Source organism: Neobacillus sp. S1115 (genome assembly GCF_055385565.1).
The window spans coordinates 4,852,943-4,866,877 of the sequence record NZ_AP038275.1; the positions used below are offsets into that span (position 1 = coordinate 4,852,943).

General features: G+C 41.6%; 12 protein-coding genes and 1 riboswitch. Of the genes, 1 reads left to right on the top strand and 11 read right to left on the bottom strand.

The features are described 5' to 3' along the window. Window positions 1-13: 13 nt before the first annotated feature. The gene (locus ACZ5B7_RS23770; protein ID WP_213144665.1) at window positions 14-622 is read right to left on the bottom strand and encodes a succinate dehydrogenase cytochrome b558 subunit; all 609 of its coding nucleotides are present in this window, start codon (window positions 620-622) and stop codon (window positions 14-16) included. A 420-nt stretch (window positions 623-1,042) separates the two neighbouring features. Here ACZ5B7_RS23770 and ACZ5B7_RS23775 point away from each other — a divergent pair, with 420 nt between their 5' ends. Next, the gene (locus tag ACZ5B7_RS23775) at window positions 1,043-1,486 is read left to right on the top strand and encodes a YslB family protein (RefSeq protein WP_464491206.1); all 444 of its coding nucleotides are present in this window, start codon (window positions 1,043-1,045) and stop codon (window positions 1,484-1,486) included. 95 nt (window positions 1,487-1,581) lie between these two features. On the opposite strand, the gene ACZ5B7_RS23780 is transcribed toward ACZ5B7_RS23775, so the two are convergent. The 10 genes from ACZ5B7_RS23780 to ACZ5B7_RS23825 form a co-directional block, all read right to left on the bottom strand. Next, entirely contained in the window at window positions 1,582-2,799 is a 1,218-nt protein-coding gene (locus ACZ5B7_RS23780; protein WP_464491207.1) for an aspartate kinase, read from the bottom strand. A 103-nt stretch (window positions 2,800-2,902) separates the two neighbouring features. After that, window positions 2,903-3,080: riboswitch (Lysine riboswitch) on the bottom strand. A 66-nt stretch (window positions 3,081-3,146) separates the two neighbouring features. Further along, the gene (gene uvrC / locus ACZ5B7_RS23785) at window positions 3,147-4,922 is read right to left on the bottom strand and encodes an excinuclease ABC subunit UvrC (protein WP_213119966.1); all 1,776 of its coding nucleotides are present in this window, start codon (window positions 4,920-4,922) and stop codon (window positions 3,147-3,149) included. Between the two features lie 131 nt (window positions 4,923-5,053). Further along, a complete protein-coding gene (gene trxA / locus ACZ5B7_RS23790; protein WP_423799260.1) occupies window positions 5,054-5,368 on the bottom strand; it encodes a thioredoxin in 315 nt (104 codons plus the stop codon). 168 nt (window positions 5,369-5,536) lie between these two features. Next, window positions 5,537-6,514: an electron transfer flavoprotein subunit alpha/FixB family protein gene (locus tag ACZ5B7_RS23795; RefSeq protein WP_464491208.1), complete on the bottom strand. Its 978-nt coding sequence runs from the start codon at window positions 6,512-6,514 to the stop codon at window positions 5,537-5,539. Between the two features lie 41 nt (window positions 6,515-6,555). Then, window positions 6,556-7,329, bottom strand: a complete 774-nt coding sequence (locus ACZ5B7_RS23800) for an electron transfer flavoprotein subunit beta/FixA family protein (RefSeq protein WP_423799261.1) — start codon at window positions 7,327-7,329, stop codon at window positions 6,556-6,558. A 113-nt stretch (window positions 7,330-7,442) separates the two neighbouring features. Further along, window positions 7,443-8,216, bottom strand: coding sequence for an enoyl-CoA hydratase (locus ACZ5B7_RS23805; RefSeq protein ID WP_464491209.1), 774 nt, complete (start codon window positions 8,214-8,216; stop codon window positions 7,443-7,445). Window positions 8,217-8,240: 24 nt separating this feature from the next. Further along, entirely contained in the window at window positions 8,241-8,825 is a 585-nt protein-coding gene (locus ACZ5B7_RS23810; RefSeq protein ID WP_378584250.1) for a TetR/AcrR family transcriptional regulator, read from the bottom strand. Window positions 8,826-8,991: 166 nt separating this feature from the next. Continuing rightward, complete coding sequence (locus ACZ5B7_RS23815) at window positions 8,992-10,698, bottom strand: AMP-binding protein (protein WP_464491210.1); 1,707 nt, start codon at window positions 10,696-10,698, stop codon at window positions 8,992-8,994. A 339-nt stretch (window positions 10,699-11,037) separates the two neighbouring features. Further along, window positions 11,038-11,445, bottom strand: a complete 408-nt coding sequence (locus ACZ5B7_RS23820; protein ID WP_423799264.1) for a DUF350 domain-containing protein — start codon at window positions 11,443-11,445, stop codon at window positions 11,038-11,040. Between the two features lie 114 nt (window positions 11,446-11,559). Continuing rightward, the gene (locus ACZ5B7_RS23825) at window positions 11,560-13,923 is read right to left on the bottom strand and encodes an endonuclease MutS2 (RefSeq protein ID WP_464491211.1); all 2,364 of its coding nucleotides are present in this window, start codon (window positions 13,921-13,923) and stop codon (window positions 11,560-11,562) included. Between the last annotated feature and the right edge of the window lie 12 nt (window positions 13,924-13,935).

Below are 13,935 nucleotides of genomic sequence, written 5' to 3' on the forward strand. Positions count from 1 at the left end.
AATCATTAATTTATTAAACAAAAGCTAATAGAGTTTGAACGGCTACGATAGATAGAAGTACGAAAACTACCATTGTAAAATATGTAGCAATAGTTTGTGACCGTGGGGATTGCGTAATACCCCAGCTTACCATGAAAGACCATAATCCGTTCGCAAAGTGGAAAATAGCTGAAATAATACCAATTACATAAAATGCAAACATGACTGGTGAAGAAAGAATATCATGCATCATTTGGAAGTTAACCTCAGCACCAAATGCAGCGGCAATACGTGTTTCCCACACATGCCATGCGATAAAAATAAGAGTGATTACCCCTGATACACGCTGAAGCAGGAACATCCAGTTTCTAAAGAAACCAAATCTTGAAACATTGTTTTTTGCTGTAAATGCAATGTACAGACCATAGATTGCATGGAATAGCAAAGGTAAATAAATTACTACTGTTTCAAGGACAATACGGAACGGAAGTGTCCCCATGAAATTTGCTGCCTTGTTGAAGGATTCCACTCCTTCTGTTGCAAAGTGGTTGACAATCAGGTGCTGAACAATGAATACCCCGATTGGGATAACCCCAAGCAACGAGTGCAGTCTCCGATTGAAAAATTCGCGATTCCCCGCCATTGATTTACCCCCTTTTAAATTTTAAAAAATGATGTTAAGTTTTAACTTCCTTCATTAATATAACCTAGCATCACTGTGACAATTATGTGACATGTCCATTTTACTCCCAACATCATAGAGCGTCAAGGAAACGGATACATAAAAAAGCGTTGAAAACTAAAATTTTTATAATATATTGATATTATGATAGATATGAATTTCAGCATGTTATCATTTTGTAAGCGCTTTATTTTTGCTTGTAATTACCAACATCTTACGGGAGAATTTTTTTCCTATATCGGAAACGATAATTATGATAAGAAATAAGAACATATATTGTAAAATAATAAATTTCTTTGCGACTTCTTTACATTATTAGAAAACTGTACTGAAACAGAACTCGATTTGTATATAATAGAATGATAGAAAGAGGGGAAGTAAATGAAAGATAGTGCAGTAATGGACCAAGATCTACAAACGCCTGAACCAAGGACAGTCTCTATATTTGGCTATGAATTAATTAGAGAAGTTCTTCTCCCTGAGATTTTCGGCAAGGACACTCCTGAAATTCTTTACTGGGCAGGGAAACGTCTCGCTCGAAAATATCCTTTGGAAAGCTACGAAAGCCTGATAGATTTTTTTGCAAAAGCTTCATGGGGTGAGTTAGAAATTAAGAAGGAAGCAAAAAATGAGCTGGAACTCGAGTTGGCAAGTCCAATGATTGTATCGCGTGTTAAATCAAAAGCGGAAAACTTCTTTCAACTTGAAGCAGGCTTCCTTGCTCAGCAAATCGAAGTCCAAAAAGGGGCTATTGCGGAAACCTTCGAACACCCGGTCAAAAAATCGAACAAAGTTTGCTTCACAGTCAAATGGGATAAAGACTAAAAGAAAGGGGGGCAAAGCCCCCCTTTTCTTAACGCATAAATTCAACTACGCCTCATGAACCTTCCAGCCGGACTCGCCAATCGGCGAGTTTTCATTTAATTTTGCCCAAGTTCAAATGCCTCGTGCAGGGCTTCTACTGCATTCAGCATATTTTTTTCTTCTACTACAGCCGATACTTTGATTTCTGAGGTGCTGACCATCTTTACAGGAATATTGCTGTTCGCAAGAACCTCAAACATTTTCGCAGCCACACCAGGATTAGAAATCATTCCGGATCCAACAATTGATACCTTTGCCAGTTTATTCTCAGCATCAAGCTGGTCATAGGCAAGTGTTTCTTTATTGTTTTCGAGCACATTTAAGGTTGGGATCCAATCATCGGTATGGATGGAAAAGGAGAGATTGGCTGCTCCCTCTTCTGTTGTGCTTTGAATAATAATATCCACGTTAATGTGATTTTTGGCCAATGTCGTAAAAATAGTTGATAAGCTTGTTAATGAATTTCTAAGCCCTAAAACAGTAACCCGTGTAATTCCATCTTCAAACGCGACTCCGCGTACGACTAAATTTTGTTCCATCGTTGCTTCCCCCTCAATTACAGTTCCTTCAACCTTTTCCATGCTAGAGCGGACCTCAAGCCTTACATTATAATTTTTTGCAAACTCGACCGCTCTTGGATGTAGAACTCCCGCACCCAGATTGGCCAGTTCAAGCATTTCATCATACGATACTGATAATAATTTCCGAGCATTCTTGACATAACGGGGATCCGTTGTAAATACCCCGGTTACATCGGTATAAATATCACATTTATCCGCATTTAACGCAGCCGCCAACGCAACGGCAGTTGTATCGGAACCCCCGCGTCCGAGCGTAGTGATTTCCCCGTCTTCAGTAACCCCTTGGAATCCGGCCACAATGACGACTTTTCCAGCATCAAGCTGGTTTTGAACAGCATCAGTGTTTATTTTCGAAATCCTTGCATTGCCGTGAACAGGCTCTGTCATAATTCCAGCCTGCCAGCCTGTAAAGGAAACAGCCTCCAGCCCTTTTTGGTTTAAGGCCATTGAAAGCAATGCGATCGTTACTTGCTCACCTGTTGAGAGCAGCATATCCATTTCCCGCTTATTCGGCTGCTCGGATATTTCCTTTGCCATATTAACAAGCTGGTCCGTCGATTTTCCCATCGCCGAAACAACGACCACTACTTGGTTTCCACGTTCCTTTTCCCCCCGCACACATTCTGCGACATTTAGAATTTTTTCAATGCTGCCAACGGAGGTCCCGCCAAATTTCTGTACTATTAAACCCATGTCTTCCCCTTCTCTCAGTCATTCTTGTAAAAAAATAAAAAGCAATGGGAGCATATCCCATTGCTTTGAAAACACAAAATTAACATTTTCGCGTTAGTAGACAATGAAAGATAGCGCTCCAAGACAACGGTCTTGACAATCCGGCATTTTTTCAATGACGAACCAGCGGAGAAAATAATGAGAGTTTCCCTACTTCGGCGAACATTCCCTTTCAAAGCCTATCGTTGAAGCTCATCCTTCTCCAGGCCTTTACTCTTGAAGCTCGCACCTCTACCTTCACTTTACTTATAAAAGTGATAGTCTATTAAATTTTTATTCATTATAGCATAGTAATATTAGAGTGACAATTATTGTGACTGAAGTTTTTTTATTAATTCTTCTGCCACATTTTGGGGAATTCCAATCCCTCTAAATTCCTCAAGAGTTGCCTCTTTCATTTTCTTAACGGAGCCAAATTCCTTTAATAGCTGCTTCTTCCGTTTTTCGCCAATCCCAGGAATGTCGTCAAGTAAGGATTGGAATGCAGTTTTACCGCGTGTCTGCCGGTGGAAGGTAATCGCAAAGCGGTGAACTTCATCCTGGATTCGCTGGAGTAAATAAAATTCCTGGCTATTCCGGGCAAGCGCTACAATTTCTAATGGATTCCCATACATAAGCTGTGATGTGCGGTGCTTCTCATCCTTGACCAGTCCAGCAAGAGGAATGTCCAGCCCCAATTCATTTTCTAGTACATCGCGGACAGCTTCCACATGTCCCTTTCCACCGTCAATGATGATCAAGTCAGGCAGTGGAAGCTCTTCCTTTAGAGCCCTCGAGTATCTTCGCCTCGTTACCTCTCTCATCGATTCATAATCATCCGGGCCTTCAACAGACTTAATTTTATATTTCCGGTATTCCCGCTTGTTTGCTTTGCCATCTGTAAAAACAATCATCGCTGAAACTGGGTCTGTTCCTTGAATGTTAGAGTTATCAAAGGCTTCTATCCGGTGGGGAGTATAAATGCCAAGCATTTCTCCGAGATTTTCAACGGCTTTGATCGTTCTTTCCTCATCTTTTTCAATAAGAGAGAACTTTTCATTCAAGGCGATTTTCGCATTTTTAATTGCCATTTTGACAAGGTCCTTTTTCTGGCCCCGCTGCGGCTTAATGACTTTTACTTCCAATAACTGCTCAGCCATCTGCAAATCCACATCGTCCTGGATGAGAATTTCCTTCGGTTTAAAATGGTTCGTCTTTTGATAAAATTGGCCGAGGAAGGTAAGGATTTCTTCTTCCGGCTCATTATAGATAGGGAACATCGAAACGTCTCGTTCAATCAGCTTCCCTTGCCGCACAAAAAATACTTGAACACACATCCAGCCTTTATCAACGGCATAGCCGAATACATCACGGTCAGTAAAATCAGTCATCGTGATCTTTTGTTTTTCCATGATCGTTTCAATATGAATGATTTTGTCACGGAATTCCTTTGCTCTTTCAAAATCAAGCTCTTCCGCGGCAGCCTGCATTTTTTCTGTCAGGTCCTTTTTTATTTCCTTATAACCGCCATTTAAAAAGCGGGTAATTTCATCGGTCATTTGTTTATACTGTTCTTCAGATACCTCATTTACGCAAGGCGCCAGGCACTGCCCCAAGTGATAATAGAGGCAAACTCGGTCAGGAAGCGTAGAACATTTGCGGAGCGGGTAAATCCGGTCAAGCAGTTTCTTTGTTTCGTTGGCCGCCCCTACGTTGGGATATGGCCCAAAATACTTACCTTTATCCTTTTTTACTTTTCTTGTAATAATTAGCTTTGGGTGTCTTTCCGCAGTCAGCTTAATAAATGGATAAGTCTTATCATCCCTAAGCATAACATTATATTTCGGGTCATATTTTTTTATTAAATTTAATTCAAGCAGAAGTGCTTCGATATTGGATGAGGTCACGATATACTCAAAGTCTTCAATCTCGTTTACTAAGCGAAGGGTTTTCCCATCATGTGAACCGGTAAAATAAGACCGGACACGGTTCTTTAATACCTTCGCCTTACCAACGTAGATAATTGATCCTTGACGATCCTTCATCAAGTAGCAGCCGGGCTGGTCCGGCAGCAGTGTTAACTTTTGTTTAATGGTTTCATTCATTCCGGCCGCTCCTCTCCACTTAGAGTTTCTCTTCAAATTTTAAATCAATCTGCCAGTAAATTAAAGAGGGAGTCTTTAGAAAAAAGAAAACCTTAACCGATGTACCGGTTAAGGTTATTTTAATTGAGGGCTTATAGATGCTTTTGAAGTAAGCCAGCTAAAGCTTCTTTTGGTTGGAAGCCGACAGTTTTATCAACAACTTCACCGTTTTTCAACACTAGTAAAGTTGGAATGCTCATTACTCCAAAATTTGAAGCTGTCTGTGGATTTTCATCCACGTCAAGTTTCGTAATTTTTACTTTATCTCCCATTTCAGAATCAAGCTCTTCTAAAACTGGCGCAATCATTTTGCAAGGTCCGCACCATGGTGCCCAGAAATCTACAAGAACAAGACCTGAACCTGTTTCAGCCGCAAAGTTTTGATCTGTTACGTGTGCAATAGCCATTTTCATTGCCTCCCTAATTAATACTTAAATCTAACGAAAGTATAACATCGTTTGGAAAATCACGCTAATAATCTGTTTCGCAGGTAATTTTCCCTTTTTGCCTAGTAAGTATTCTATGCAAACTCATGATAAAGGCGAGCGGAACATCCCGCTCGCCCCCATTATTTATTATGAATGAACTTTAAGTTTTTTAAACTCTTCCGTTAAAAGTGGAACAACTTCGAACAAGTCACCAACGATACCGTAGTCTGCCACTTTGAAGATGTTTGCTTCGGGATCTTTGTTAATGGCTACAATAACTTTAGAGTTGGACATACCCGCAAGATGCTGGATAGCGCCGGAAATACCGCAGGCAATGTATAGGTCTGGAGTTACAACCTTACCAGTTTGCCCGATTTGCAGGGAGTAATCGCAGTATTCAGCGTCACACGCACCGCGGGAAGCTCCTATTGCTCCGCCTAATACAGCAGCCAATTCTTTTAGAGGTGCAAAGCCTTCTGCGCTCTTCACGCCGCGTCCGCCGGAAATAACGACTTTTGCTTCGCTCAGGTCTACACCTTCAGTAGCTTTTCTAACTACCTCTTTAACGATGGCGCGAAGGTCTTTGATTTCTACAGAAAGGGAAGAAACTTCGCCGCTTCTTGACTCATCTTTTTCAAGTGGAGCAATGTTATTTGGTCGAACGGTTGCAAAGATTAAACCGTCAGTCACAATTTTCTTTTCGAATGCTTTACCAGAATAGATTGGTCTTGTGAAGACAACGTTTCCGCCAGCCACTTCAACAGCTGTAGCATCAGAAATTAGACCTGATGAAAGCTTAGCTGCAATTCTTGGAGAAAGGTCTTTCCCAAGTGCTGTATGACCGAAAACAAGACCTTTAGGCTTTTCTTGGTCGATGACAGCTAATAGTGCTTGAGAATAGCCATCTGATGTATACTGCTTTAATTTTTCGTTTTCAACAACAACGACGCGGTCTGCACCGGATTGAATTAATTCTGCACCAAGGCTTTGTACTGCTTCTCCAAGCAATACTCCTACTACTTCTCCGCCTTCAGCAACAGTTTTAGCTGCAGCAACTGCTTCAAAAGATACATTACGTAAGGATCCGTCGCGAACTTCTCCTAAAACTAATACTTTTTTAGACATTAGTGTTTACCTCCTGCAAATCAATTTTTATGATAAACCGATTAGACTACTTTTGCTTCAGTGTGGAGCAGTTGAACAAGTTCTTTTACTTGGTCGGCTAAATCGCCAGATAAAACCTTGCCTGCTTCTTTCTTTGGCGGCAGGTAAATTTCAATTGTTTTTGTTTTTGCTTCCACATCATCTTCTTCAAGATCAAGATCATCTAATTCCAGCTCATCAAGAGGCTTTTTCTTTGCCTTCATGATACCTGGCAATGATGGATAGCGCGGCTCGTTCAAGCCTTGCTGAGCAGTAACTAAAAGCGGAAGGCTTGTTTCGATTACTTCAGAATCACCTTCAACGTCACGAGTAACGGTCGCCTTTGTTCCGTCAATTTCCAGCTTTGTAATAGTAGTTACATAAGGAATATTTAGAAGTTCAGCCACACGCGGTCCAACCTGGCCAGATCCGCCGTCGATGGCAACATTTCCGCCAAGGATTAAGTCGGCATTTTTATCTTTTAAGTATTCAGCAAGAATTTTGGCAGTTGTAAATTGGTCGCCGTTTTCAACATCATCCTCAGTATTGATGAGAACAGCCTTATCTGCACCCATGGCAAGCGCAGTACGCAATTGCTTTTCAGCTTCTTCGTTGCCGACAGAAATAACAGTTACTTCGCCGCCGTTTGCATCACGGACCTGAATCGCTTCTTCGATGGCGTATTCATCATAAGGGTTAATGATGAATTCAGCACCATCTTCATTGATTTTGCCGCCGGAAATCGTAATTTTTTCCTCTGTATCAAAGGTTCTTTTCATTAACACAAATATGTTCATGGTTACCCTCCTAAATATTCAAACATTTGTTTAGTTTGAAAGATTGAGAAAATTTTTTATAAAAAAATATAATAAGCTTCCTAGCGAGCACTCGCTCGGAGGACTAGGAAAGTTTATTCACCTTTAAAATGAGGTTCTCTTTTTTCAATAAAGGCTTGAATGCCTTCTTTGGCATCTTTAGAAACAAATACTTCACCAAATAGTTCTGATTCCCGCTTTACACCTTCATAAAATTCTTTTGTTTTTGAATAGTTTAATAGTTCAATAGCGGCTTTGACAGAGCCAGGGCTCTTCTTGGCAATTTTTCCAGCCAGTTTATAGGCTTGTTCCAAGACTTCATTTTCCGGATAAGCATGGTTAGCCAATCCATATTGAACCGCTTCCAATCCAGTGATTGGCTCGGATGTTAACATCATCTCTGCCGCTCTTGCAGTGCCAACATATTTTGGCAGACGCTGGGTACCAGCAAAGCCTGGAATGATCCCAAGCTGCAATTCAGGAAGCCCTAGTTTCGCGGTTTCACTAACAAGACGGATATGGCATGACATAGCCAGTTCCAGCCCGCCGCCTAGTGCTGCACCGTGGATTGCGGCAATAATAGGTTTTGGAAACTTCTCCATCCGGTCAAACAAATCTTGTCCAAATTTGCCGAGGTTTGAAAAACCTTCTGAAGAACTTACCGTTGTAAATTCTTTAATATCGGCACCTGCCGAGAAAAAGCGGCCTTCACCATGGATGACAACTGCTCTAATCTCGCGGCTTGGTTCAATTTCATCTAGTGCTGCGGTTAATTCCCGTAAGAGACCTGATGAAAGCGCATTTGCCGGAGGACGCTGCAACGTAATGGTTGCGATTGAGTCCTCCACTGACCATTTTAAATAATCCATAGTATCCCTCCTCTAATTTGTGATCTAGCAGCCTGCAAACCCGTTGATTAAAAGACGATGGACTTTAGGTGCAAGTGCTGTTAAGTTAAACTTCTCCTCGTTCAACACCCATGAAGTAACGATTTCATCAATGGTGCCAAAGACCATTTGCCGGGCCAGTCGAACATCCAGGGTTTCTGAGAACTCACCAGTTTCTATGCCTTCAATGATAATCTTGTCGATCACCTGCAAGTAGCCTTTAAGAACATTATTGATCCGCATCCGCAATTCCTTATTGGATTGGCGTAATTCCAGCTGTGTGACGATTGCCATATGATGGTCTTCCGATAGAAGCTGAAAATGAGTTTCCACCAACACTAATAATTTCTCTGCCGCCGTCTTTTTTCCTGCAATTTCTTCATCTATTTTTTCAACGAAACTACCCATTTTTTCTTCAAAGAGTGAGATAAGGATGTCTTCTTTGTTTTTAAAATACAAATAAATCGTGCCATCAGCCACTCCTGCTTGCTTGGCAATCTTTGCAACCTGAGCTTGGTGGTAGCCGTTTTCAGCGATGACAATCACTGCGGCATCGATAATTTGCATGTATTTTGGTTTCATTTTTTTCACTTACGTTCCCCCCTTTGAAGAAAAATTTACAAACCAATGAAAATTTAAAAAAGAAAAAATATGAATGAATCATCATTCATATTTTTATAATAGTTTTTATATAACTTTCTGTCAAGAAAGACAAGCTATTTTCTTCATAATATTTTAAAAATTAATATTTGACAAGTTACGCGTGCTTTTTAGCCTCATCTTCTAATTTTTGAATTTCCTCCTCGACCAGCATCCTTCGCAGTATTTTTCCTACAGCGGTTTTCGGAAGTTCACTCCTGAATTCGTAAAGTCTTGGCACTTTATAAGCAGCAAGAAATTTTCTGGCATACTTGTTCATTTCCTCAGCAGTAACTGTTACGCCCTCTTTTAAAACAATGTACGCCTTAACCGTTTCACCCCGATAAGGGTCTGGCACACCCGCGACGACTGCTTCGACAACATCGGGATGTTCATATAAAACTTCTTCTATTTCACGCGGATAAATATTAAATCCGCCGGCGATAATCATGTCTTTCTTCCGGTCAACCACATAAAAATAACCGTTTTCATCCATGTATCCCAGATCACCTGTATACAGCCAGCCGTCTTTTATTGTTTGCGCTGTCTCCTCAGGACGATTCCAGTATCCCTTCATTACCTGCGGACCTTTAATGATGAGTTCGCCAATTTCTCCAGCAGGCATCTCTTCTCCTGTTTCAGAAGATACAATTTTGGAATCCGTATCAGGATACGGAACGCCGATACTGCCCTTAACTCTTACTGCCCCCCATAAGAAGTTTGAGTGAGTAACTGGTGATGCTTCTGAAAGACCATAGCCCTCGACAAGCTTACCACCTGTAATTGCCTCAAATTTTTCCTGGACTTCATGGGGAAGCGGAGCCGAGCCGCTGATACATGCCTCAATTGATGATAAATCATATCTTTTCAAATCTGGATGTTTTAACAGTCCGATAAAAATCGTTGGTGCTCCCGGAAAAAGTGTTACACGGTGTTTTTGTATCGTTTTCAACGTCTCAAGCGCATCAAATTTAGGCATTAAAATTAATTTAGCAGCCATCTTTACGGACAGAATCATCACCGTGGTTAAGCCAAAGACATGGAAGAAAGGCAATATTCCCAGGATGACTTCTTTTGCTGGCTGGGCTTTAAAGACCCAGGCCTGGTTCATCGTGGTATTGGCATTCACATTTTTATGGGTTAGCATGACACCTTTGGCCACGCCGGTCGTTCCACCGGTATATTGAAGCAAGGCAATATCTTCATCAATATTGAAGTCATATTCCATTAATTTTTTCTTTTTTTGTTTTAAAACCTCTGTCAGCAAATGGGTGCTGCCCTCATGTTTTACATTTACAACAATTCCGTATTGTTTTTTCTGGATGTAAGGGTAAACTAAGTTTTTAGGAAATGGGAGGAAATCTTTGATAGCGGTAACAATGATGTGTTTTAAATCAGTGTGCGGCATTACTTTTGCGACGCGCGGGTAAAGGATATCCATTGTGACAATGACCTTTGCGCCAGAATCATTCATTTGGTGTTCAAGCTCTCGTTCTGTGTATAATGGATTGGTTTCCACGACTACCCCGCCGGCGATCAGAATTCCGAAGAAGCAGATAACATTTTGCGGGCTATTCGGAAGCATAATTGCAACCCGGTCACCCTTTTGAACTCCAAGATTCGCCTGCAGATAGCCGGCAAAGCTTTGGGCATCTTCATAGAGCTGTTTAAAGGTAAGCTCCTTCCCCATAAAGTGGAGTGCCACTTTATCCGGAAACTTCTTGGCTGTTACTTCCAAGTATTTGTGTACTGGTTCTGTGGAGTATTCCAGTGTGGCAGGTACTTCTTTAGGATAATTTTTCAACCACGGTTTTAACTCCGACATAATATGCCCCCTTATGTTTATTAAATTGTGAAAATTCCAACATCTAAACCTATTATAGAACAAATTTTTACAATAAACAATTTCCATTTCCATATCTTGAAATAATTACTACCTTTTGTCTATCAACTAAATAAGCAATAGTTTATCTAGTCTATTCACGTTTCAAATTCATGATTTTTTTCGTAATCATTATGTTTATAAAATAAAAAATCACCATGCAATAATTTCACACGGTGATTTTCCTTAATTTAAAATAAGAGATAGATAACGCCCAGCACCACGAATAGTCCGCATAATCCTATTAGTACTTTAGCTAATGTTTCCACAAACTCTCTCCCCTTATGATATTCCTGCCCCGATGACATAGGATAGCCCAATGGAAATAATCATCGAAATCAAGCCTACAGCCCGATTATCATTTTGAATTTCTTCATCAATTTTAAACTTTGGAGTTAAGAATTCAAAGATAAAGTAACCGGCCAGCAGCAGTACAAAGCCGTATATGCCCCAGCCAATCATGGAAAGCAATGAACTGTGGTCTTCAATGGTATGTCTAAAAATATTGGCAACGCCAAAAATTTTTCCGCCGGTTGCCATTGCCACAGCCAAATTTCCCTTCTTTATTTCATCCCAATTTTTGTATTTCGTAACCATTTCGAAAACGGCTAAAAATACAATCATACATAAAATGACAACACTGTAATAGGCCGCTATTTGAATATATTCGTTTTCCCAGAACTGGTCCATTGCCTACTCTCCCCTGAATCTATTTTGCTAATCGAGATTTTTCCAAATTCCGATTAGCATAAATTCAACTACTCCTCTGCCTTCGTCCTATCGGACCTGTCAATCGGCGAGTTTTCATTTAAATTCAACGACGGTGACACCTGAACCGCCTTCACCGGCTTCTCCAAAGCGGATTTTCTTGACGGAGCGATGGTTCCGCAAATACTCCTGAACTCCTTGTCTCAATGCCCCTGTTCCTTTTCCATGGATAATGGAAACACGCGGATAATTGGCCAGCAGGGCATCATCAATATATTTTTCCACCTTTAAGAGAGCATCCTCATAACGTTCTCCCCTTAGGTCCAATTCAAGCTTCACATTGGAATCCCGCCCCCTAACAATCGCCAGCGGCTTCATTTCCGTTTGTTTTGTTTGAGAAGCACCGATATATTCTAAATCCTTTTCTCTAACCTTCATTTTTAAGATGCCTATCTGCACCTGCCATTCGTTATCCGAGACTTTATCCACCAGAATTCCGTTTTGGTTAAACGTAAGTACCTTTACCTCATCCCCTGGTGTGAAAGTATACTTTTTCGTTTTCTTATTGATGAGCTTATCCGATTTCTTGATTTCCGGTGCCGCGCCTTCTAGGCGCCTTTTTGCTTCAATTAATTCGTGTTCTTTGATATCAGCATGCTTTTCGGTCCGCATCTTGCGAAGATCGCGAATTACTTGCTCCGCTTCTCTTTTCGCCTCTTCGACGATTACCTCCGCCTTTTCTGCGGCTTTTTCAAGCATCGAGTCCTTCTTCTCATAAAACTCGATCATTTGCTGTTGCAAGTCTTTGTGCAGCTTTTCAGCCTGCTTTAAATAATCAAGAGCCTCATCACGGTCGTTTTCAGCCTGACGTCTGCTTTCTTCAAGAGAGGCAATCATCTTGTCAATTTGATTTGTATCCTCGCTTACATGCGATCGTGCTGCCCCAATGACCCGCTCATTCAGGCCGAGCCGTTTCGAGATTTCAAAAGCATTGCTCCGGCCTGGGACGCCTAAGAGCAGCTTATAGGTTGGACTTAATGTTTCTACATCAAACTCTACACTTGCATTTAACACACCTTCACGGTTATAGCCGTATGCTTTTAATTCCGGGTAGTGGGTTGTAGCAACTACTCTTGCTCCTCGATTATGAACTTCGTCTAGAATGGAAATGGCCAATGCAGCCCCCTCCTGCGGGTCCGTACCAGCCCCAAGTTCATCAAACAGGACGAGGCTGTTGAAATCAACCCTTTCTAAAATGTCAACAATGTTCACCATATGAGAGGAAAATGTACTCAAGCTCTGTTCAATCGATTGCTCATCACCAATATCGGCGTAGACGGCCCCGAACACAGCCAGCTCAGAACCATCCAGGGCTGGTACCTGCAGGCCCGCCTGTGCCATCAAGGTGCATAGGCCGAGTGTTTTTAAGGTAACCGTTTTTCCCCCGGTGTTTGGACCGGTAATGACAATGGTCGTATAGTCTTTACCGAGCATAATATCGTTCGCGACCACTTCCTCGATAGGAATTAAGGGGTGTCTTGCCTTATATAAGGAGATTCTGCCCTCATTGTTCATCGCCGGCATTGACGCTTTTATCTTTCGCCCATAGCGGACCTTTGCAAAAACAAAATCCAAATTGGCCAAAATCTTTACAATGACCTGAAGTTCACTCTCGTATTCTGCTGCCTTGGCGGAAAGCTCTATTAAAATCCGCTCAATCTCCAGATGCTCTTTCACTCGGATATCCTGGAGCTGGTTATTCAGCTGCACAATCACTTGGGGTTCGATAAATAGCGTCTGCCCCGATGAACTTTGATCATGAATAATCCCGCCATAATGCCCGCGGTATTCCTGCTTTACAGGTATGACAAAACGGTCATTACGAATCGTTATAATCGCATCGGAAAGCATCTTTTGAGCACTAGAAGAGCGAATCATGCTTTCCAGCTTTTCACGTACCCGCGCTTCGCTGGTACGAAGCTGATGTCTTAACGAACGAAGCAGTTCGCTTGCGCCATCAAGGACTTCACCGCTTTCGTCAATGGCCATTTTGATGGCCTGCTCGAGATCCGTTAGTGGAATAATTTGATCCACCTGATCAAGTAATATTGGGATTTCCGTCCGTTCCTCGGAAATTTCTTCCAGAAAACGCTTCATTTGGCGGCTTGTATGAATTGTGCTGGCAATCTGCACAAGCTCATGCGGGCTCAAAACACCACCAATTACAGAGCGTTTTATATGCGGGTGGATATCGTGAATGCCTGAGAGCGGTACATTGCCTTTTATACGTAAAACAGTTGCCGCCTCATCTGTTTCGGCTTGCAGCTTAACGACCTCATTGTAATCTGTTGAGGGCACCAAATTTTTTATTTTTTCTCTTCCAAGGGAGGAGGAAGCGTGCTCTAACAGCTGCTCCCTGACCTTGGTAAACTCTAAAACCTTTAAAACTCTATCTTGCATGAGGGCGAGCCT